Annotated in this window: 21 protein-coding genes; 5 read left to right on the top strand and 16 right to left on the bottom strand. The window is 69.8% G+C overall.

Annotated elements, in window-relative coordinates:
* Nucleotides 1–280 precede the first annotated feature (280 nt).
* Genes ligA through AB0D12_RS12695 form a run of 4 tightly spaced genes read right to left on the bottom strand, consistent with a single transcriptional unit; the run spans nt 281 to nt 4,778 of the window.
* Entirely contained in the window at nt 281–2,464 is a 2,184-nt protein-coding gene (ligA, locus tag AB0D12_RS12710) for an NAD-dependent DNA ligase LigA (protein ID WP_362680397.1), read from the bottom strand.
* Between the two features lie 15 nt (nt 2,465–2,479).
* Nucleotides 2,480–3,484: a methionine synthase gene (locus AB0D12_RS12705; protein ID WP_362680394.1), complete on the bottom strand. Its 1,005-nt coding sequence runs from the start codon at nt 3,482–3,484 to the stop codon at nt 2,480–2,482.
* A gap of 48 nt (nt 3,485–3,532) precedes the next feature.
* Entirely contained in the window at nt 3,533–4,231 is a 699-nt protein-coding gene (locus AB0D12_RS12700; RefSeq protein ID WP_362680391.1) for an SDR family oxidoreductase, read from the bottom strand.
* A 7-nt stretch (nt 4,232–4,238) separates the two neighbouring features.
* Nucleotides 4,239–4,778, bottom strand: a complete 540-nt coding sequence (locus AB0D12_RS12695; RefSeq protein ID WP_362680388.1) for a TIGR00730 family Rossman fold protein — start codon at nt 4,776–4,778, stop codon at nt 4,239–4,241.
* 50 nt (nt 4,779–4,828) lie between these two features.
* Here AB0D12_RS12695 and AB0D12_RS12690 point away from each other — a divergent pair, with 50 nt between their 5' ends.
* Both AB0D12_RS12690 and AB0D12_RS12685 read left to right on the top strand, forming a co-directional pair.
* Nucleotides 4,829–5,155 (top strand): DUF427 domain-containing protein, encoded by a 327-nt coding sequence (locus tag AB0D12_RS12690; protein WP_362680385.1) that lies wholly within the window; start codon nt 4,829–4,831, stop codon nt 5,153–5,155.
* Nucleotides 5,156–5,212: 57 nt separating this feature from the next.
* A complete protein-coding gene (locus tag AB0D12_RS12685) occupies nt 5,213–6,028 on the top strand; it encodes an alpha/beta fold hydrolase (RefSeq protein ID WP_362680382.1) in 816 nt (271 codons plus the stop codon).
* Nucleotides 6,029–6,105: 77 nt separating this feature from the next.
* Here the strand turns inward: AB0D12_RS12685 and mnmA are convergent, their stop codons facing one another.
* Nucleotides 6,106–7,233 (bottom strand): tRNA 2-thiouridine(34) synthase MnmA, encoded by a 1,128-nt coding sequence (mnmA, locus tag AB0D12_RS12680; RefSeq protein WP_362680379.1) that lies wholly within the window; start codon nt 7,231–7,233, stop codon nt 6,106–6,108.
* 61 nt (nt 7,234–7,294) lie between these two features.
* Here mnmA and AB0D12_RS12675 point away from each other — a divergent pair, with 61 nt between their 5' ends.
* Nucleotides 7,295–7,966, top strand: a complete 672-nt coding sequence (locus tag AB0D12_RS12675; RefSeq protein ID WP_362680376.1) for an N-acetylmuramoyl-L-alanine amidase — start codon at nt 7,295–7,297, stop codon at nt 7,964–7,966.
* 30 nt (nt 7,967–7,996) lie between these two features.
* Here AB0D12_RS12675 and AB0D12_RS12670 read toward each other — a convergent pair whose 3' ends face one another.
* The 3 genes from AB0D12_RS12670 to AB0D12_RS12660 all read right to left on the bottom strand — a co-directional run bounded on the left by AB0D12_RS12670 (nt 7,997) and on the right by AB0D12_RS12660 (nt 9,815).
* Nucleotides 7,997–9,160: a cysteine desulfurase family protein gene (locus tag AB0D12_RS12670; protein ID WP_362680373.1), complete on the bottom strand. Its 1,164-nt coding sequence runs from the start codon at nt 9,158–9,160 to the stop codon at nt 7,997–7,999.
* A gap of 100 nt (nt 9,161–9,260) precedes the next feature.
* Nucleotides 9,261–9,641: a hypothetical protein gene (locus AB0D12_RS12665; protein WP_362680370.1), complete on the bottom strand. Its 381-nt coding sequence runs from the start codon at nt 9,639–9,641 to the stop codon at nt 9,261–9,263.
* Nucleotides 9,642–9,662: 21 nt separating this feature from the next.
* Entirely contained in the window at nt 9,663–9,815 is a 153-nt protein-coding gene (locus tag AB0D12_RS12660) for a hypothetical protein (protein ID WP_362680367.1), read from the bottom strand.
* A gap of 103 nt (nt 9,816–9,918) precedes the next feature.
* On the opposite strand from AB0D12_RS12660, the gene AB0D12_RS12655 reads away from it, so the two are divergent.
* Nucleotides 9,919–10,533, top strand: coding sequence for a TetR family transcriptional regulator (locus AB0D12_RS12655; protein ID WP_362680364.1), 615 nt, complete (start codon nt 9,919–9,921; stop codon nt 10,531–10,533).
* Here the strand turns inward: AB0D12_RS12655 and AB0D12_RS12650 are convergent.
* Entirely contained in the window at nt 10,469–11,521 is a 1,053-nt protein-coding gene (locus tag AB0D12_RS12650; protein ID WP_362680362.1) for a YafY family protein, read from the bottom strand. The two genes, AB0D12_RS12655 and AB0D12_RS12650, sit on opposite strands and share 65 nt — an antisense overlap.
* Before the next feature lie 97 nt (nt 11,522–11,618).
* Between AB0D12_RS12650 and AB0D12_RS12645 the strand changes: the two genes are divergently transcribed.
* Entirely contained in the window at nt 11,619–12,191 is a 573-nt protein-coding gene (locus AB0D12_RS12645; RefSeq protein WP_362680359.1) for a TIGR03086 family metal-binding protein, read from the top strand.
* 24 nt (nt 12,192–12,215) lie between these two features.
* Here AB0D12_RS12645 and AB0D12_RS12640 read toward each other — a convergent pair whose 3' ends face one another.
* From AB0D12_RS12640 to AB0D12_RS12610, 7 genes are all read right to left on the bottom strand, one after another.
* A complete protein-coding gene (locus tag AB0D12_RS12640) occupies nt 12,216–13,064 on the bottom strand; it encodes an SRPBCC family protein (protein WP_362680357.1) in 849 nt (282 codons plus the stop codon).
* Complete coding sequence (locus tag AB0D12_RS12635) at nt 13,061–13,378, bottom strand: metalloregulator ArsR/SmtB family transcription factor (protein ID WP_362680354.1); 318 nt, start codon at nt 13,376–13,378, stop codon at nt 13,061–13,063. Before AB0D12_RS12635 ends, AB0D12_RS12640 begins: the two co-directional genes overlap by 4 nt.
* A 69-nt stretch (nt 13,379–13,447) precedes the next feature.
* Nucleotides 13,448–14,296 carry a thioesterase family protein gene (locus AB0D12_RS12630; RefSeq protein WP_362680351.1) on the bottom strand — a complete coding sequence of 283 codons (849 nt, stop codon included), beginning with the start codon at nt 14,294–14,296 and terminating at the stop codon, nt 13,448–13,450.
* Between the two features lie 161 nt (nt 14,297–14,457).
* Nucleotides 14,458–15,117, bottom strand: a complete 660-nt coding sequence (locus tag AB0D12_RS12625) for a trimeric intracellular cation channel family protein (protein WP_362680349.1) — start codon at nt 15,115–15,117, stop codon at nt 14,458–14,460.
* An 18-nt stretch (nt 15,118–15,135) separates the two neighbouring features.
* The gene (locus AB0D12_RS12620) at nt 15,136–16,419 is read right to left on the bottom strand and encodes a dipeptide ABC transporter ATP-binding protein (protein ID WP_362680346.1); all 1,284 of its coding nucleotides are present in this window, start codon (nt 16,417–16,419) and stop codon (nt 15,136–15,138) included.
* Between the two features lie 65 nt (nt 16,420–16,484).
* Entirely contained in the window at nt 16,485–17,612 is a 1,128-nt protein-coding gene (locus AB0D12_RS12615) for an ABC transporter ATP-binding protein (protein ID WP_362680343.1), read from the bottom strand.
* Nucleotides 17,609–18,607: an ABC transporter permease gene (locus tag AB0D12_RS12610; RefSeq protein ID WP_362680340.1), complete on the bottom strand. Its 999-nt coding sequence runs from the start codon at nt 18,605–18,607 to the stop codon at nt 17,609–17,611. The genes AB0D12_RS12615 and AB0D12_RS12610 overlap by 4 nt, the downstream gene beginning before the upstream one ends.
* Between the last annotated feature and the right edge of the window lie 109 nt (nt 18,608–18,716).

The raw sequence follows: 18,716 nt of genomic DNA, 5'->3' as shown, positions 1-18,716 counted from the left end.
GCGATGGCTCCCGTAGTCATGCCACCACGACTGAAATCCCACCACGCAGCCGTGCACGACAGGCGCACATCTCAACAGTAGGCCGCAGGAGGCTCGGACGGGCAGCGCTCTACAGCTCTTGCCCGAATGCGACCCGGCCACCCTTAACCATCTGGTATGCGCTGAACGGGTGACCTGTACCTGGTGTTCCGGGTCCCGTTTTCGCGTCCGAATCCGGCCCCGCGCGCCCCCAAAGGACCTCCGCGCAAGCCCCTCCCAAGCCCCGCGCACGCCCCCTCCGTTACGCCTCTGCAGGCACAGCGGCCTCACGAGCTGCATCGGGCCCCTGTTCGAGCAGAACGGCGAAGCCTTCCTCGTCCAGCACCGGCACTTTCAACTGCATTGCCTTGTCGTACTTCGAACCCGGGTTGTCACCGACCACCACGAACGCCGTTTTCTTGGAAACGGAACCGGCCACTTTCGCTCCGAGGCTCTGGAGGGCCTCTTTTGCGCCATCCCTCGTGTAGTTCTGCAGCGTGCCGGTGACGACAACGGTGAGTCCCTCGAGCGGACGCGGCCCTTCGCTCTCCCCCGCGCCCTCTTCCTCCATACGAACGCCCGCAGCGCGCCACTTGCGCAGGATCTCGCGGTGCCAGTCCTCCGCGAACCACTGCTTGACCGAGGCCGCGATGATGTCGCCCACCCCGTCGACCGCCGCCAGCTCCTCCTCGGTGGCCTGCTCGATCCGCTCGATCGACCGGAACTCCCGGGCCAGCGCCTCGGCCGCGACCGGGCCGACATGACGGATGGACAGGCCCGTGATGATCCGGGCCAGCGGTCGTTCCTTGGCCGCGGCGATGTTCTCCAGCATCGCCAGGGCGTTCTTCTTCGGCTCGCCCTCCTTGTTGGCGAAGATCATGGCGAGCTTCTCCTCGCCGGTCTTCGGGTCGCGCTTGGGCAGTCCGCTGTCCTGGTCCAGGACATACGCCTTGATGGGCAGCAGCTGCTCGATGGTGAGGTCGAACAGATCGCCCTCGTCGGTCAGCGGCGGTGTGGGCGGCTCCAGCGGCTTGGTGAGCGCGGCCGCCGCCACGTAGCCGAAGTTCTCGATGTCCAGCGACTTGCGGCCGGCCAGATAGAAGAGACGTTCACGCAACTGGGCCGGGCAGGAGCGGGCGTTGGGGCAGCGCAGATCGACGTCGCCCTCCTTCATCGGCCGCAGCGCCGTCCCGCACTCGGGGCACTCGGACGGCATCACGAACTCACGCTCGCTGCCGTCGCGCAGATCCACGACCGGACCGAGGATTTCCGGAATGACGTCGCCGGCCTTGCGCAGCACCACAGTGTCGCCGATCAGCACGCCCTTGGCCTTGACCACGTCCTGGTTGTGCAGGGTGGCGAACTCGACCTCGGAGCCCGCGACCGTGACCGGCTCGACCTGCGCATACGGCGTGACGCGCCCGGTGCGGCCGACGCCCACGCGGATGTTGACCAGCTTGGTGTTGACCTCCTCCGGGGCGTACTTCCACGCGATCGCCCAGCGTGGCGCGCGCGAGGTGGAGCCGAGCCGCCCCTGGAGCGGGATCTCGTCGAGCTTGACGACCACACCGTCGATCTCGTGCTCCACCGAGTGGCGGTGCTCGCCGAAGTAGGCGATGAACTCCCGTACATCCTCCAGCGAGTCCACGACCTTGTTGTGCCGGGCGGTGGGCAGGCCCCACTCGCTCAGCAGGTCGTAGGCCTGCGACAGGCGGTCGATGTCAAAGCCCTCGCGCGCGCCGATGCCGTGTACGACCATGCGCAGCGGACGGGTCGCCGTGACCCTCGGATCCTTCTGGCGCAGCGAACCCGCCGCGGCATTGCGCGGATTGGCGAAGGGCTTGTCACCGGCTTCGACCAGGCGGGCGTTGAGCTCCTCGAACTTCTCCATCGGGAAGTAGACCTCGCCACGGATCTCCACGAGATCCGGGATGCGGTCACCCTGCAACCGGTCCGGGATGTCCGGGATCGTACGGACATTGGGGGTGATGTCCTCGCCGACGCGGCCGTCGCCCCGGGTCGCCGCCCGGGTCAGCCGGCCCTTCTCGTACGTCAGGTTCACGGCGAGGCCGTCCACCTTGAGCTCGCACAGGAAGTGGTACTCCTGCGAGCCGAGGTCGCGCGCGATGCGCTCGGCCCAGGCGGTGAGCTCCTCCTCGTCGAAGGCGTTGTCGAGGGAGAGCATCCGCTCGCGGTGCGCGACCGCGCTGAACTCCGTCTCGTACTGCCCGGCGACCTTCTGGGTCGGCGAGTCGGGCGTACGCAGCTCCGGATGCTTGTCCTCCAGCGCCTCCAGCCCGCGCAGCAGCTTGTCGAACTCGGCGTCGCTGATGACCGGTTGGGCGTTCACGTAGTACCGGAAGCGGTGCTCTTCGACCTGCTCGGCCAGCTGGGCATGCTCCTCCCGTGCCTCGGCGGGCACAGACCCTTGCTGTTCGACAGCCACCGTCTCGTCCTCCCGTTACTCAGGGTTGTCTGCGAGCGATCTCGCGGCCCGGACGCAGTGGGCGAGCGCCGCGCGCGCGTACGCCGGTGAGGCACCCGCGAGACCGCACGACGGGGTGATCACCACGGACTCGCTGAGAGTCCCCGGATTCAGCCCCAGCCTGCGCCACAACGTCCTGACACCCATGACGCTACCGGCAGGGTCTGACAATGCGGCGTCGGTGGACGGTACGACGCCCGCGAAGAGCTTCGTGCCGCCTTCCACCGCCTCGCCGATCTCTTCCTCGTCACGCTCGGTGAGCAGCCCGAAATCGAACGAGACGCCCTTGAACCCGGCCCGGCGCAGCAGCGCGAACGGCACGTCCGGAGCGCAGGAATGGACGGTGACGGGATCCTCGCTCACCCCGATCACGTCCCGCAGCGCGCTCTCGACGATCTGGCGGTCGACCGCCCGGTGTGTGCGATACCCGCTGGCGGTCCTGATCTGTCCGCGCAGCACGGCGGTGAGCGACGGCTCGTCGAGCTGCAGCACCACGCGCGCGCCCGGCACCCGGCGGCGTACCTCGGCGAGATGGCCGCGCAGCCCCTCCGCGAGCGAGGCCGTCAGATCGCGTACGGCGCCGGGATCGCCGAGCACGGCCTCGCCGCCCCGCAGCTCCAGCGCGGCGGAGAGCGTCCACGGCCCCACCGCCTGCACCTTCAGCGGGCCCTCGTAGCCCTGGGTGTACTCCTCCAGCGCGTCGAGGTCCTCGCCGAGCCAGGAGCGGGCCCGGCGGGTGTCGCGCCCCGGCCGGTCGCTGATCCGCCAGCCGCTGGGCTCGACGTGCGCGTACATCTCGACGAGCAGCCCGATGGTCCGCCCGATCATGTCGGCGCCGGGCCCGCGGGCGGGCAGCTCGGTCAGATACGGAAAGTCCTCGAAGGAACCGGCGACGGTCTTCGCGGCCTCGCGTGCGTCGCCGCCGGGCATGGATCCGACGCCGGTGGCGGGGCCCCAGGGGAAGTTGTTCTTGTCGCTCACTCGGGAAGGGTACGCGCCGCTCCCGCCGGAGGCCCGGCGCGAGCGTCCTCAGCGCCCGGGCCGCACCGTCACGTCGTTGATCTCCGCGTCGCGCGGCAAGTCGATCGCGGTGAGGATCGTCGTCGCGACCGACTCCGGGCTGATCCAGCGGGACTCGTCGTACTCCTTGCCCTCCTGCGAGTGCACCTTGGCCTGCATGGGGCTGGCGGTACGCCCCGGATAGACGGAGGTCACGCGTACGCCATTGCTGTGCTCCTCGTGCCGCAGCGAGTCGGCGAGCGCCTTCAGACCGTGCTTGGACGCTGCGTAGGCGCCCCATTCCGCATGGGCGTTGAGGCCCGCGCCCGAGTTGACGAAGAGAACATGGCCCTTGGCTGCCCTGAGTTGGGGCAGGAACAGCCGGGTCAGCTCGGCCGGGGAGATCAGATTGGCGTTGAGCTGCTGGTGCCAGGTCGTGGGGCGGAGTTCCGCGATCGGCCCGAGGTCGACGACGCCCGCGATGTGCAGCAGGGAGTCCAGGCGGTCCGGCATCGGCTGCATGCCGAGCGACCTGGAGATGCGGTCCGGGTCCGCGAGATCGGCGACGAGCGTACGGGACCCGGGATAGCGGCCCGCGAGCTCCTTGGCGCGGCCGGCGTCGCGCGCCAGGAGTACGAGTTCGTCGCCGCGTCCGTGCAGTCGGCGCGCGACCGCCGCGCCGATGCCCGAGCCTGCCCCGGTGATCAGATGTGTGCCCATGCGGGACATGCTCGCACTACTGCACGCCCACCGACTCCTCCAGGTAGGCGAGCGCCGAGACCCCGTCTTCCGCGAAGAACACCAGGTCGGTCAGCGGGAGCGGCAGAAAGCCTTCGTCCTCCATCCGCCGGAACTGCTGCTTCAGCCCGTCGTAGAAGCCCGCGGTGTTCAGCAGCACCACCGGCTTGGCGTGCTTGCCGTGCTTCTTCAGCTCCAGGATCTCGGTGGCCTCGTCCAGCGTCCCCGTACCGCCGACCATGATCACGATCGCGTCGGCCTTGGCGAGCATCAGCGCCTTGCGCTCGGCGAGGTCCTTGGCGATCACCATCTCGTCGGCGTTCGTACGGGCCTTCGCCCCGAGGAAGTCGACCGAGACGCCGACCAGCCGCCCGCCCGCCTGCTGGACACCGTCCGCGACGACCTTCATCAGTCCGCACTCGGACCCGCCCCACACCAGGGTGTGGTCTCCCTTGCCGACCAGCTCGGCGAATTCGCGGGCTGGCCGGGTGTAGCGGTCGTCGAGGTCGGCGGCGGAGAGGAAGACACAGATATTCATAGGATCACGGTATGGGGAAGAACGCGGGCCCTGGCGACGCTGTGCCAGGTATGGCTGGACACACGATCACCATCGAGCAGGGCACGGTTCACGTACGCGTAGCGCGCGGCGACGAAGTTCTCGGGGAGAGCCGGCGCCCGCTGGTCCTGCGCGAGACGGGCTGCCCCGTGCGCTACTACCTCCCCCCGGAGGACGTACGCACCGACCTGCTGAAGCCCTCGGAGACCCACACGTACTGCCCGTTCAAGGGAACGGCCTCCTACTGGTCGCTGTCGGACGCGCAGGACCTGGTGTGGGCGTATCCCGAGCCCAAGGACGAAGTGGCGCAGATCAAGGGGCATTTCTGCTTCTACGACACGGAGGTCGTCGAGGCCTGACGAAAGAATCTTGTGGGCGAACGATGAGTCCCGCCGAGCGGGGCGGTCAGCACTCTTATGGACAACTCGAGCAGAACGCTGCACAGGGCCACGTCGGGTGACGGCACGCTCATCGGGTACGAGCAGTGGGGCGCCGGGCCGCCGGTGGTTCTGGTCGGCGGTGCGCTGTGCACGGCGGCGACGGACGCGCCGCTGGCCGCGCTGCTCGCCTCGCAGTTCAGTGTGTTTACCTATGACCGGCGCGGCCGGGGCGCGAGCGGTGACACCGCTCCGTACGCGGTGGAGCGCGAGATCGAGGATCTCGCCGCCGTGCTCGCCGCGGCGGGTGGCAGCGCCTGTGTGCACGCCATCTCCTCGGGCGCGGCGCTTGCTCTGAAGGCGGCCGCCGCCGGGCTGCCGATCGCTCAACTCTCGGTGTACGAGCCGCCGTTCACGGCGGATCCGGCGAGCCGCGAGGAGCCCGCCGCCTACGTCGCCAGGCTGCGTGAGCTGGTGGAGCAGGGGCGGCCCGGCGATGCGCTCGCGCTCTTCCTGACGGAGACCGGGATGCCGCCGGCGGCGGTCGCAGGGATGCGGCAGACGCCGATGTGGGCCGAGAGGGAAGCGGTGGCGCACACCCTCCCCTACGACCACGAGATCATGGGCAACGGTCAGGTGCCGGTCGAGCAGCTGCGTACGATCGCCCAGGGCGTGGTGGTCGTCGACGGCGGCGCGAGCCCCGGCTGGCTGCGGGACGCGGCACGCGCGGTGTCCGAGTGCCTGCCGCGGGGCAGGCACCGCACGCTGACCGGGCAGACGCATGAGGTGGCGCCGCAGGTGCTGGCCCCGCTACTGGCGGACTTCTTCGCCGGTGAGGGCCGGAGCCAGGACTGACCGGCCGCAGCCAGGGCCGAGGGCCGCCGGAGCCGGGACCGACAGCCTGGCGCCGGGACTGACCAGTCGGCGCAGGATCAGGCGACCTGCGCGGCCGCCCGCCCGGTCGTCGCGATGGTCGCGGAGCCGACCACCCGCGTGCCGTCGTACAGCACGATCGCCTGGCCGGGCGCCACACCACGTACCGGCTCGGCGAAGCTCACATTCAGCGTGCCGCCGACGAGCTCCGCGGTCACTGACGTCTCGCCGCCGTGCGCGCGCAGCTGAGCGGTGTACGTGCCCGGGCCCTCCGGAGCCGTGCCGCACCAGCGGGGCTTGATGGCGGTCAGGGCGTCGACGTCCAGTGCCTCGACCGGGCCGACCGTGACCGTGTTGTTCACCGGAGAGATGTCCAGGACGTAGCGCGGCTTGCCGTCGGGGGCCGGGTGGCCGATGCGCAGGCCCTTGCGCTGGCCGATCGTGAAGCCGAAGGCTCCGTCGTGGCTGCCCAGCTTCTTGCCCGACTCGTCGACGATGTCGCCCTCCGCCGTGCCGAGGCGCGAGGCGAGGAAGCCCTGGGTGTCGCCGTCCGCGATGAAGCAGATGTCGTGGCTGTCGGGCTTCTTGGCGACCGCGAGTCCCCTGCGCTCGGCCTCCGCGCGGATCTCGCCCTTGGTGGTGAGGGTGTCGCCGAGCGGGAAGATGGCGTGCGCCAGCTGCCGCTCGTCGAGGACGCCGAGGACGTACGACTGGTCCTTGGCCATGTCGCTGGCGCGGTGCAGCTCGCGGCTGCCGTCCTCGCCCGTCACGACCGTGGCGTAGTGACCGGTGCACACGGCGTCGAAGCCGAGCGCGAGCGCCTTGTCGAGCAGTGCCGCGAACTTGATCTTCTCGTTGCAGCGCAGACAGGGGTTGGGGGTGCGGCCGGCCTCGTACTCCGCGATGAAGTCCTCCACCACGTCCTCGCGGAAGCGCTCGGCGAGATCCCACACGTAGAAGGGGATGCCGATGACGTCCGCGGCGCGGCGGGCGTCGCGCGAGTCCTCGATGGTGCAGCAGCCACGCGCACCCGTGCGGAAGGACTGCGGGTTCGCGGAGAGCGCGAGGTGCACACCGGTGACATCGTGTCCGGCCTCGGCGGCACGGGCGGCGGCGACGGCGGAGTCCACGCCGCCCGACATGGCGGCGAGCACTCGGAGGGGGCGCTGGGAAGTCTGAGGAGTCATAGCCCTACCAGGGTAAGGGGCCCGGGGAACCGAAAGCTCGCGAGTATGCGTTGGTGATCGCATGGGGAGTGAATCGAAGCGCGGCGACGACGGCGGTAAGCGGCCCGTGAGCAGGCGGGCCGTGCTGATCGGCGGCGGGGTGGTGTTGCTGGGGACGGGCGTGCTGGCCAAGGACGAGCTGAAGCGCATCTGGTGGCGGGTGCCGGGGATCACGAAGGCGCGCAAGGAGGGTGCGATCGACTATGCGGGCGCGGAGTGGACGGCCGCCTCCCGGGCGAACTGGCGGCTCGCGGACCGGCCCGACGACTACTCCATCGACCGCGTGATCATCCATGTCGTCCAGGGCAGCTATTCGTCGGCGCTCAAGGCCTTCAAGGATCCTGGGCACGAAGCCGCGACGCACTATGTCGTACGCAAGGACGGGCATGTGGCGCAAATGATCCGCGAGCTGGATGTTGCCTTCCACTCCGGGAACCGCTCGTACAACGAACGCAGCGTCGGTATAGAGCACGAGGGCTTCGTGGACCGGCCGGCCGACTTCACGGATGCGATGTACCAGTCGTCGGCAAAGCTGACGGCGGGGATCTGCGGGCGGTACGGGATACCGGTGGACCGCGAGCACATCATCGGGCATGTGGAGGTGCCGGGAACGGACCACACGGATCCTGGGCCGCACTGGGACTGGGACCGGTACATAAGGCTGGTGGGGGACGCGCGGGCGGCGGCCCGGTAACCCCTGGGGGCGGGCTGTGCGCGTACGGGATCAGACCAGGCCGGCCGTACGGGCCCGTTCCACCGCCGGGCCGATGGCTTCCGCGACCGCGTCCACATCCGCCTTGGTGGAGGTGTGGCCGAGGCTGAAGCGCAGCGTGCCGCGGGCCAGGTCCGGGTCGGTGCCGATGGCGAGGAGGACATGGCTGGGCTGGGCGACGCCGGCCGTGCACGCGGATCCCGTGGAGCACTGGATGCCCTGGGCGTCCAGGAGCAGCAGCAGGGAGTCGCCCTCGCAGCCGGGGAAGGTGAAGTGGGCGTTGGCGGGGAGGCGGTCGTCCGGGTCGCCGCCGAGGATCGCGTCCGGGACTGCCGTACGGACGGCCCGGACCAGCTCGTCGCGCAGCGAGCCGATCTCGTGGGCGAAGTCCTCTCGCCGCTCGGCGGCGAGGCGGCCCGCCACGGCGAAGGAGGCGATGGCGGGGGCGTCGAGGGTGCCGGAGCGTACATGGCGCTCCTGGCCGCCGCCGTGCAGTACGGGGACTGGGCTGTACTCGCGGCCGAGCAGCAGCGCGCCGATGCCGTACGGGCCGCCGATCTTGTGTCCGGAGACGGTCATGGCGGCCAGGCCCGATGCGGCGAAGTCCACTTCGAGCTGACCGAAGGCCTGGACCGCGTCGGCGTGCAGCGGGACACCGAACTCCTTTGCCACGGCGGAGAGTTCGGCCACCGGCATGACGGTGCCGATCTCGTTGTTGGCCCACATCACGGTGGCGAGCGCGACATCGTCGGGATTGCGCGCGATGGCCTGGCGCAGCGCCTCGGGGTGCACCCGCCCGTACGCGTCGACCGGCAGGAACTCGACCGTCGCGCCCTCGTGCCCGCCGAGCCAGTCGACGGCGTCGAGGACGGCGTGGTGCTCGACGGGGCTGGCCAGTACGCGAGTCCTGGCCGGGTCGGCGTCGCGTCTCGACCAGTACAGGCCCTTCACGGCGAGGTTGTCGGCCTCGGTGCCGCCGGAGGTGAAGACCACCTCGCTGGGCCGTGCGCCGAGCGCCTCGGCGAGGGTCTCGCGGGCCTCCTCGACGGCACGTCGGGCCCGACGCCCGGCGGCGTGCAGCGCGGAGGCGTTGCCGGTGACGGTGAGCTGCGCGGTCATCGCCTCGACGGCTTCCGGCAGCATCGGAGTGGTCGCAGCGTGGTCGAGGTAAGCCATGGTGGCCACGATTCTACGAGGCCTGGCGGGGGCGCGGACGCGGCGCAGGGGTGCACGGGCGTGCGGGCTCCGCTTTCCCGGCTCTCCGCGGCTGCCGGCGTCAGCCTCCGAAGCCCCAGACGACGGTTCCGTTCACGGTGACGAGTACGGCGAGAACAGCCAGGTCGGCCAGTCCGAGTGCGAGCCCGAGCAGGGCGCGGAAGCGGCGGGCGGTGCCTCGCCAAAGGGCGATTGTGGCCAGTACGACGGCGATCGGGCCGAGCACGATGTTCATCACGAGCAGGCCTACGAGGCCGAGGATGAAGGCGGCGACGGCCATGCCGTCGGCGTCGCGCCGGGCATCGGGCTGCGCCTCGGGCCGGGTTTCGGACTCGGGCGTCCCAGGCTGAGTGGCGTTCCGGACGGCGGCATCCCCGGCGGTGCTCTCGGTGCGGGTGCCGCGTGCGGTGCGTGCCGTGCGTGCGGTGGCGGTGAGTTGCATGGTGGTTCGGCTCCTTCCGGATCAGTGGTTCCGGGCGCGACGCTCGCGCACGGCGAAGACGAGCAGCCATGCGCCGATGACGGAGCAGGCCACGAAGGTGACGGAGAGCGGGAGTTGGGCCACGGCGCCCAGCATGATTCCCAGGAGGAGAAGCGCTGCGACGAGGGCGATCATTGTCTTCCTTCCCAATTTTGGGTGAACACTTGTGAGTACGACTGTTCACTGACTCCTGAGTCTACACTTCCCTTATCGGGAGAACGGTTGTTTACTGAATGTTATGAGTCACACCGTCGGGATCCGTCAGGCCCAGAAGCAGAAGACCCGTCAGGCCCTCCTGGACGCCGCGCTGCAGCTCCTCGAGGAGCAGAGTCTGAGCAGCCTCGGACTGCGTGAGGTGACCCGGGCCGTGGGTGTGGCGCCGACGGCGTTCTACCGGCACTTCAGGGACACGGCCGACCTCGGCGTCGCGCTCGTCGAGGAGGCGCTCGGCAGCCTGCACGCCATGATCGGCGAGGCGCTCGCCGAGACCGGTGACGAAGTACGTATCGACCGGACCGTCGCACTGATCGCCGATCTCGTCCGCAGGTCACCAGCCCATGTCCGCTTCATCGCCCGCGAGCGGCACGGCGGTGTACAGCCCGTACGCGAGGCCATTGGCGCGCAACTGCGCCGGTTCGCCGACGAAGTGGCGGCGGCCTTCGCCCGCGAGCCGGAGTCGGCCGGATGGAGCGAGGCCGATCTGCGGATGCTCGCGGGTGTCTATGTCGACCACATGGTGATGACGGCGTACACGTTCCTGGAGGCCGGTCCCGATGGCGAGGAGCAGGTCAGCTCGGTGGCCCGCCGTCAGCTGCGTCTGGTGAGTCTCGGCCGGCGCCACTGGCTGGACTGACGGGCCCGACGGGCAGCGTGCCGGGCCTGCCGGAATCGCTTCCGTACAACTCGACCACGGCCGCCGCCGCGCGGGCCAGCTCTTCCCGTGCCTCGGGCGGAGACAGCACCTCCACGCTCTCGCCGAAGGCCAGCAGCGCGCGGGCCGCCATCGCGGTCGGCAGCGCGAGCTCGACGCGCGCCCACTCACCGGCGACCTGGGGCTCCGCGGTGAGCTGACTGGCCTGTATGCGCAGGAACATGTCCAGCCGGTCGGTCCTCACCAGCGCCGTCACCCGTACGTCCGCCGGGCGGTCCTCGACCTGACGGCGCAACACCTGCCAGACGTCCGCCAGTTCCTGGCCGGGGCGCCGCCGGACCGGAGCGTCGGTGAGGGTGGCGGCGAGCACCCGGTCCGCGCGGAAGAGCCGGGGCGCTGCCCGGTGGTCGGCGACCAGGTACCAGACGCCCGCCTTGACGACGAGTCCGTACGGATCGAGCGTGTACGTCCGCGGTTCGGTCGTCCCGCTGTGCCGGTAGCGCAGCCGCAGCCGACGGTCGGTGAAGACGGCGGAGTTCAGCACGTCCAGATCGACGGCCGGCTGCGGTACGCGCATCCAGCGGGCCGGGTCGACCAGGATCCGCCGGCTCGTCAACTCGGCGGCGGGCCGGTGCGGTTCGGGCAGTGCGGCCATGACCTTGCGCAGTGCGGAGCCGAGCGCCTCGTCGAGGCCGAGTGCCGAGTGGGCGCCCTGGGCGGCGAGGACGAAGAGGGCGCGGGACTCGTCGGCGGTCAGCCCGGTGACGTCGGTACGGAAGCCGGGCAGCAGCGCGATGCCGCCGTGCCGCCCACGTTCGGCGTAGACGGGGACGCCGGAGGACGAGAGCGCCTCGATATCGCGGTAGATGGTGCGTACGGAGACTTCGAGCCGCTCGGCGAGATCGGCGGCCGGGACGAGGCCGCGGGTCTGGAGGAGCAGCAGGATCGAGAGCAGCCGGTCTGATTTCACGGGTCTGAGGGTCTCCGGAAAACTTGACGGTGGATGTCAGGTTATCCGGGCAGGGTGTGCCTCGTCATCGAGACCGGCAATTGAGGAGATGGACACCATGAACGACCCCCGCCCCCTGTACGAGCGCGCGGCCGACCAGTTCGCGAGCCTGCTGAAGACCGTGACGCCGGAGCGGCTCGGCGACCCGACGCCGTGTACGGAGTTCGATGTACGGGCGCTGCTGTCCCATGTCGTCGGCGGTACGCACCGGATCGCGACCATCGGCGAGGGCGGCGACGGCCTGTCGGTGCCGGCACGGGTGGACGGCGTCGCGGACGACGGCTGGACAACGGCGTACGAGGAGGCGAGGCGCCGCTTCACGGCGGCGTGGGCGGACGATGCGAAGCTGTCCCGCCTGGTCGCGGTCCCGTGGGCCGCGGAGCTGCCGGGCGCGGCGGCGTTGGGTGGCTATGTGATGGAGAAGGTGACCCACACCTGGGACCTGTCGCAGGCACTGGGCCACCCGATGACCCTGGACGAGGAGTTGGCCAAGGTCATCCTCCCGATCGCCCAGCAGGTCCTGCCGGCGGACAGCCGCGGCGAGGAGGTCCCGTTCGCGGCGGTCCAGGAGGCACCGGAGGGGGCGGACGCGTACGGCCGACTGGCATCGTGGCTGGGCCGCGCCGCGTAACGGGATGTCCTCCCCCACCCGCCGCTACGCTTCCAGCAGGCGCGCCGCCAGGTGGGTGAGGCGGGTGTGCCAGGAGGCCAGCAGGTCATCCACGTCCATGTCCCGCGGGCCGGTCTGGGTCAGGATCAGACGGGGGCCGTGGCCCGTGCCCTCGGCGAGTTGCCAGCGGACCTCGCCCTCCGGGTCCAAGGCGTAGGCGAGCAGGGCCGGTCGCCGTACCTCGGTGACCGGTCCCGGTGGGGTCTTGGGGGCCGTGAAGCCCGCCGGGACCGGCGCCCCCTCCAACACCTCCGCGCCAGCGGTCAGTTCGGTCCATACCGTCTCCGCGGAACGCACCAGCTGCCGTTCGAAGCGGATCCGCCGTCCGTCGGCGGTGTCCTCGACGACGCCCCGCCCCAGGTCGAACTGCTCCAGATACGCCTCGTGCAGTTCGCCCCTGTCGCGGCCGACGTCCACCTTCTCGCCGTCCAGCAGCTGCTCCAGCGCGGTGATGCAGAGATGCCAGCCGGACGCGAAGCTCGCCGCGCCGAAGCGGTCGCCGAAGGTGTGGACGAGGGTGAGCAGCGAGCCCTCGCCCTCAGGGGTGATCTCCCAGCGCAGATGGTCCTCGCCCCAGGTGAAGGCGAAGACACGCGGCTCCTCGGCCTCCGTCACGGTGCCTGTCATCCCCGGCTCGCCGGCGCCGGGGAAGGAGAAGCCCATCGCCCCTCCGGGCCTGAGCTCCACGGACACCTCGGACGGGAACCACTGGGCGAGGTGGGCGGGTTGGGTGATCGCGTCCCAGACCCGCTGCGGCGGATGCGCGAGCCGGCGCTCCATCCGGAGCGCGGTGCGCCCGTCCGCCGTGGTGAGGGTGTCGGAGTGCGGGTTCATGAGGAGTCGTCCTCCATCGCATCGAGATGCCGTTCGAGCGAGTCGAGACTCCCCGCCCACAGATGGCGGTAGTGCGCGAGCCAGGCGTCGAGTTCCGCGAGGGGCTCGGGCGTCAGCTCGTACCAGCGGCGCTGGGCGTCCTGGCGGACCCGGACCAGACCGGCCTCCCGCAGCACCCGCAGATGCTTGGAGGTGCCGGGCTGGCTCAGGCCGAGCCGGTCGGTGAGCTCACCGACCAGGTGCGGACGCTCCAGGAGCAGATCGAGAATCCTGCGCCTGCTCGGCTCCGCGAGCACGTCGAACGGTATGGGCATGCCCTGAACATACTTCGCAGGTTATATAACCGCAAGAGAATGAAGGTCTCGCCTCAACTGCGCCCGGACTCAGCCGCGCGGCGCCTTCGCCAGCTGGCGCGACTGAGCCACCAGACGGTCCGCACTGTCCCAGACCTCCGCGTCCTCCTCCAGGAATCCGCCGGCCAGGTTGCGGGTCGTGATGGAGACCCGGAGCGGCCCGGGTGCCGGGCGGCAGCGGATGTGCGTGGTGAGTTCGACCGTCGGCGTCCAGCCCGGCAGGCCCAGCTCGAACGAGGTCGGCGGCAGCGCGTCGACAGTGAGCAGCAACGAGAACGGGTCCGCGTCACGGCCGTCGGCGAGGCCGAACCAGCCGCGCATCTCACCCTTGCCGGAGGGGGCACCGACGGCCCAGCCGAGGGTCGCCGGGTCGAGCTTGATGTTCAGGCGTTCCGTGATCGCCGAGCTGCCGGGGATCTTCGGCGCGGGGCCGTCGGACGGGCCGAGGCAGTCCTGGAATGCCGGCATGACGGGCGGCTTCGCCGACGTGCGTACGTCGTCGGGCAGCGCGTCCAGGTCTCCGTACGAGGCGAGGACACGGATGCGCTCGACCTCCGTGCCGTCCTCCGCGTACTGGAACAGCGAGGCCTGCCCGGTGGAGAGGGTGCGGCCGCTGCGTACGACCTCGGTGCGGATCACCGCGGGGCCCGGGCGCGACGCCGTGAGGTAGTGCGCCGAGACCGTGAACGGGTCGGGGTGCGCCAGGGCGTCACCGAGCGCACGGCCGAGCAGGGCCAGCAGGTAGCCGCCGTTGACGGCGCGGATGATCGTCCAGCCCGCCGAGAGCTCCGCGTCGTAGACGCCCGGTGCGCGCAGGGTGACAGCGGTGTCGCGGTCGAACTCGCTGTCCCCGATGGTTGCCTGTACTGCCTGTGCCATGGCGGCACCGTACAACAGAAAATTACTGAGCGGTAGCTTTTTGCTCTGCCCCGGCACCGGGCGCCGTCCGCGTCGGCGGAACGCGGCGCTCCGGAGGCGGTCCAGCTCTGCCGGCTCTCTTCGGCCGGCTCTGCCGGCTCTTCTCGGCCGGCTCCCCTCGGCTAGCTCTCTTCGGCAGCTTCCGAGCGCCGGTTCCATGCGCGCGGCGCCCGCCAGTGGAAACGCATCGCGAGCAGCCGCAGTACGAACGCGGTCACCACCGCGAGTCCGCTGGTGGCCGCGTTCAGTACGTCGAACTGGATGGAGACCACCACCATGGTCGCGCCGACGATGGCGGGGACGGCATACAGATCGCGGTCCCAGCGCAGCAGCGACGGCACCTCGTTGGCGAGTACGTCACGCAGCACACCGCCACCGACGGCGGTGGCAAGTCCGAGCGCCGCGGAGGCGGTGAGGCCGAGCCCGTACTCGTACGCCTTGGTGGTGCCGGTGACGCAGAACAGCCCGAGGCCCGCGGCGTCGAAGACATTGACCCCGACCTGGATGCGCTCGACGTGCGGATGCAGAAAGAAGACCAGGGCGGTCGCCACGAGCGGCGTGAGGAAGTACCCGAGATCACTGAAGGCCGCGGGCGGGACGGCCCCGATGATCAGGTCACGCAACAGCCCTCCGCCCAGCGCGGTTACCTCTGCGAGCACCGCGATGCCGAAGACGTCGAAGTTCTTGCGTACGGCGAGCAGTGCGCCGGAGATCGCGAAGACGAAGATCCCGACGAGGTCGAGCGCATGCTGGACGGAGGGCGTGAACAGTTCATGGAGCACCCGGCAATTGTGCCGGTCCTACTCCTTGGCAGTCTCCTCAGCCTCGGCCGGGCCCTCTGTGGAGGTCTCCTCGGCGGCCGCGTCCGCGGACTCGCCCTCCGACGCAACGGCCTCGTCCGAGCCGGGAGCGGCAGAGGTCTCGTCCACAGCCTTGTCGCCGGTCTTCGCGACCGTGATCGCCGCAGCCGCAGCGGCCTCCGCGGGCTCCGCCGACTCCGGCTTCTTCGACACGTCGACGATCTCGATCGCCTCGCGCGCCGACTCCAGGGCCTTGTCGCCCGGGGCCAGGTCCGGTGCGTTCTCCGGGTGGTGGCAGGCCACCTGGTGGCCCGTCTTCAGTGCCAGCAGCGGCGGTTCCTGCGTCTTGCAGATATCCGTCGCCTTCCAGCACCGGGTGTGGAACCGGCAGCCGGTCGGCGGGGAGATTGGTGACGGGACGTCGCCCTTGAGCAGGATGCGGTCGCTCTTGGCGCCGCGCCGCTTCGGGTCCGGCACCGGCACCGCGGAGAGCAGGGCCTTCGTGTACGGGTGCATCGGCGCCTCGTACAGCGACTTGCGGTCCGTCAGCTCGACGATCTTGCCCAGGTACATCACCGCGATGCGGTCCGAGACATGGCGGATGACCGACAGGTCATGCGCGATGATCACATACGTGAGGCCCAGCTCGTCCTGGAGGTCGTCCAGCAGGTTCACCACCTGCGCCTGGATCGACACGTCCAGCGCCGAGACCGGCTCGTCCGCCACGACCAGCTTGGGCTTCAGGGCGAGGGCCCGCGCGATACCGATGCGCTGGCGCTGGCCGCCGGAGAACTCGTGCGGGTAGCGGTTGTAGTGCTCGGGGTTGAGACCGACCAGGCCCAGCAGCCGCTGGACCTCCTTCTTGACCCCGCCCTCGGGTGTGACGCCCTGCAGCTTGAACGGCGCGCTGACGATCGAACCGACCGTGTGGCGCGGGTTGAGCGAGCCGTAGGGGTCCTGGAAGATCATCTGGACGTCCCGGCGCATCGGGCGCATGCCCGAAACACTGAGGTGCGTGATGTCCTTGCCCTCGAACTCGATCTTGCCGCCGGTCGGTTCGAGCAGCCGGGTGATGAGCCGGCCCATCGTCGACTTGCCGCAGCCGGACTCACCCACGACGCCGAGCGTCTCGCCGGGAAGTACGTCGAAGCTGATGCCGTCGACTGCCTGGACGGCACCGGCCTGCCGGCGCAGCAGCCCCTTCGTGATCGGGAAGTGCTTGACCAGTCCGGTGACCTTGAGCAGTGGCTCGGGCGAGGAGGTGGCCTGCTCCGGGATCGCCATCTCGGAATCCTTACGATCTTTTCCGGCCGGGGGTCCGGGGGTTGTCCCCGAGGAAGATGCAGTACTCACAGCTTCGGCGCAATCTCTTCGGTCCAGATCCGCGTGCGGTCCTCCTGCGACATGTGGCAGGCCGAGTGGTGCCGGCTGCCGACCTCCCGCAGCTCGGGCCGCTCGGTGCGGGTGATCCCGCCCTTGGGCACATCGGCGTACGGGCAACGCGGGTGGAAGGCACAGCCACTGGGGATGTTGATCAGGCTGGGCGGGGAGCCCTTGACCGGGATGAGGCGCTCGGTCTGGTCACGGTCGATGCGCGGCATCGAGCCCAGCAGGCCCCAGGTGTAGGGGTGCTGCGGCTCGTAGAAGACCTTCTCGGCCGGACCTCGCTCGATGCAGCGGCCGCCGTACATCACCAGGATGTCGTCGGCCAGCTCGGCGACGACGCCCAGGTCGTGGGTGATGATGATGACCGCGGAGCCGAACTCCTTCTGCAGATCCCGGATCAGGTCGAGGATCTGCGCCTGGACGGTGACGTCCAGCGCGGTGGTCGGCTCGTCCGCGATGAGCAGCTCGGGGTTGTTGACCAGCGCCATCGCGATCATCGCGCGCTGGCGCATACCGCCGGAGAACTCGTGCGGGTAGCTGTCCACCCGCTTGTGGGGCTCCGGGATGCCCACCCGGTCCAGCAGTTCGACGGCCCGCTTGCGGGCGGTCTTCTTGTCCACCTTGTTGTGGACCTGGTACGCCTCGCTGATCTGCTTGCCGATGGTGTAGTACGGGTGCATCGCGGACAGCGGATCCTGGAAGATCATCGCCATGTCGCGACCGCGCAGCCGGCGTACCTCGTCCGGGTCGGCGGTCAGCAACTCCTTGCCGTTCAGCCAGATCTCACCGGACAGGTGCGCCTTCTGCCGGCCGTACTGGCCGACGCGGTGCAGGCCCATGATGCCGAGCGAGGTCACCGACTTGCCGGAGCCCGACTCGCCCACGATGCCGAGGGTCTTGCCCTTCTCCAGCGTGAAGGAGAGTCCGTCGACCGACTTCACGAGACCGTCGTCGGTCGGGAAGTGCACCTGGAGGTCGCGTACTTCGAGGAAGGCGGTGGAGGGGGCCGAGACCGCGGAGACAGGCTCGCCGACGGCGCCGGTCTTCGTCAGGGATCCGGGGGTCTCCCCCGGGACTGGCACCGTGGTCATGAGAGCCTCACTCGGGGGTCGATCACTGCGTACATGAGGTCCACGACGAGGTTGGCGAGGACGACGAAGAAGGCCGCGATGAGCGTGACTCCGAGGATCACGGGCAGATCGTGGTCGCTGATTGCCTTCACCGCGTTGTAGCCGAGGCCGTGCAGGGAGAAGGTGCTCTCGGTCAGGACCGCGCCGCCCACCAGGGCTCCGAGGTCCAGGCCGAGGACGGTCAGGATCGGGGTCATGGTCGAGCGCATTGCGTGCTTGCCGATGACCACGGGTTCCGTGAGGCCCTTGGCTCTGGCGGTTCGGATGTAGTCCTCATTGAGGACCTCCAGCATCGTGGCGCGGGTGAGCCGGGCGTACATCGCGGCGTACAGGAAGGCCAGGGTGACCCACGGCAGAACCATGCCGTTCAACCAGGCCGCCGGATCCTCGCTGAACGCCGCGTCCGGCCGGTCGAACCACCCCAGCTGGTCGGAGAAGAGCGCCAGGGACAGCATGCCGGTGAAGTAGATGGGCAGCGAGACACCGCCGAGGGCGATGCCCATCGCCGAACGGTCCAGGGGCGTACCGCGCTTGAGGGCGGAGATGATGCCGGTGGAGACACCACCGATCACCCAGAGCACGACAGCGCCCGCGGCGAGCGAGAGGGTGACCGGCAGCCACTCGAGCAACAGCGGCCAGACCTCCTGCTCGGTCTTGAACGAGTACCCGAAGCAGGGCGCGGCGCACTGCGTCACGTCGGAGCCGTTGGCGTACGTACGACCCGCCACCAGTCCGACCACGAACTTGCCGAACTGGACCAGGATCGGGTCGTCCAGGCCCATCTTCTGCCGGATGCCCTCGATGGAGGCGGGGTCGGACTGTTTGCCGACGAAGTACAGCGCCGGGTCCGTCCCGATCATCTTGGGGAAGAGGAAGAAGATTCCGAAGGTCACCAGCGTGATGACCATCAGCATGACGATGACGGCGAAGAATCGCCTGATGAGATATGCAAGCACTGCGCTCGGCCCGACGGTGGCCCGGGAGCCCTCTCTTGTGGAGAGGGCTCCGGGCCACCGCTCGCGGCCATCACCTGCCCTTCGTGCCTAGCGGGTGTGGCACTGGAAC

The sequence above is a fragment of the Streptomyces sp. NPDC048479 genome, from assembly GCF_040651435.1.
GTDB lineage: Bacteria > Actinomycetota > Actinomycetes > Streptomycetales > Streptomycetaceae > Streptomyces.
The sequence above is the reverse complement of the archived record's forward strand: the minus strand, read 5'-3'. Positions and strand labels throughout refer to the sequence as shown.

Coding starts and splice junctions, on each gene's coding strand:
- AB0D12_RS12615 (WP_362680343.1), bottom strand. CDS start 17,612: ATGACCACGGTGCCAGTCCCGGGGGAGACCCCCGGATCCCTGACGAAG.
- AB0D12_RS12660 (WP_362680367.1), bottom strand. CDS start 9,815: ATGATCGCCCTCGTCGCAGCGCTTCTCCTCCTGGGAATCATGCTGGGC.
- AB0D12_RS12690 (WP_362680385.1), top strand. CDS start 4,829: ATGGCTGGACACACGATCACCATCGAGCAGGGCACGGTTCACGTACGC.
- mnmA (WP_362680379.1), bottom strand. CDS start 7,233: ATGACTCCTCAGACTTCCCAGCGCCCCCTCCGAGTGCTCGCCGCCATG.
- AB0D12_RS12675 (WP_362680376.1), top strand. CDS start 7,295: ATGGGGAGTGAATCGAAGCGCGGCGACGACGGCGGTAAGCGGCCCGTG.
- AB0D12_RS12640 (WP_362680357.1), bottom strand. CDS start 13,064: ATGAACCCGCACTCCGACACCCTCACCACGGCGGACGGGCGCACCGCG.
- AB0D12_RS12635 (WP_362680354.1), bottom strand. CDS start 13,378: ATGCCCATACCGTTCGACGTGCTCGCGGAGCCGAGCAGGCGCAGGATT.
- AB0D12_RS12655 (WP_362680364.1), top strand. CDS start 9,919: ATGAGTCACACCGTCGGGATCCGTCAGGCCCAGAAGCAGAAGACCCGT.
- AB0D12_RS12695 (WP_362680388.1), bottom strand. CDS start 4,778: ATGAATATCTGTGTCTTCCTCTCCGCCGCCGACCTCGACGACCGCTAC.
- AB0D12_RS12685 (WP_362680382.1), top strand. CDS start 5,213: ATGGACAACTCGAGCAGAACGCTGCACAGGGCCACGTCGGGTGACGGC.
- AB0D12_RS12670 (WP_362680373.1), bottom strand. CDS start 9,160: ATGGCTTACCTCGACCACGCTGCGACCACTCCGATGCTGCCGGAAGCC.
- AB0D12_RS12665 (WP_362680370.1), bottom strand. CDS start 9,641: ATGCAACTCACCGCCACCGCACGCACGGCACGCACCGCACGCGGCACC.
- AB0D12_RS12700 (WP_362680391.1), bottom strand. CDS start 4,231: ATGTCCCGCATGGGCACACATCTGATCACCGGGGCAGGCTCGGGCATC.
- AB0D12_RS12630 (WP_362680351.1), bottom strand. CDS start 14,296: ATGGCACAGGCAGTACAGGCAACCATCGGGGACAGCGAGTTCGACCGC.
- AB0D12_RS12645 (WP_362680359.1), top strand. CDS start 11,619: ATGAACGACCCCCGCCCCCTGTACGAGCGCGCGGCCGACCAGTTCGCG.
- AB0D12_RS12620 (WP_362680346.1), bottom strand. CDS start 16,419: ATGGCGATCCCGGAGCAGGCCACCTCCTCGCCCGAGCCACTGCTCAAG.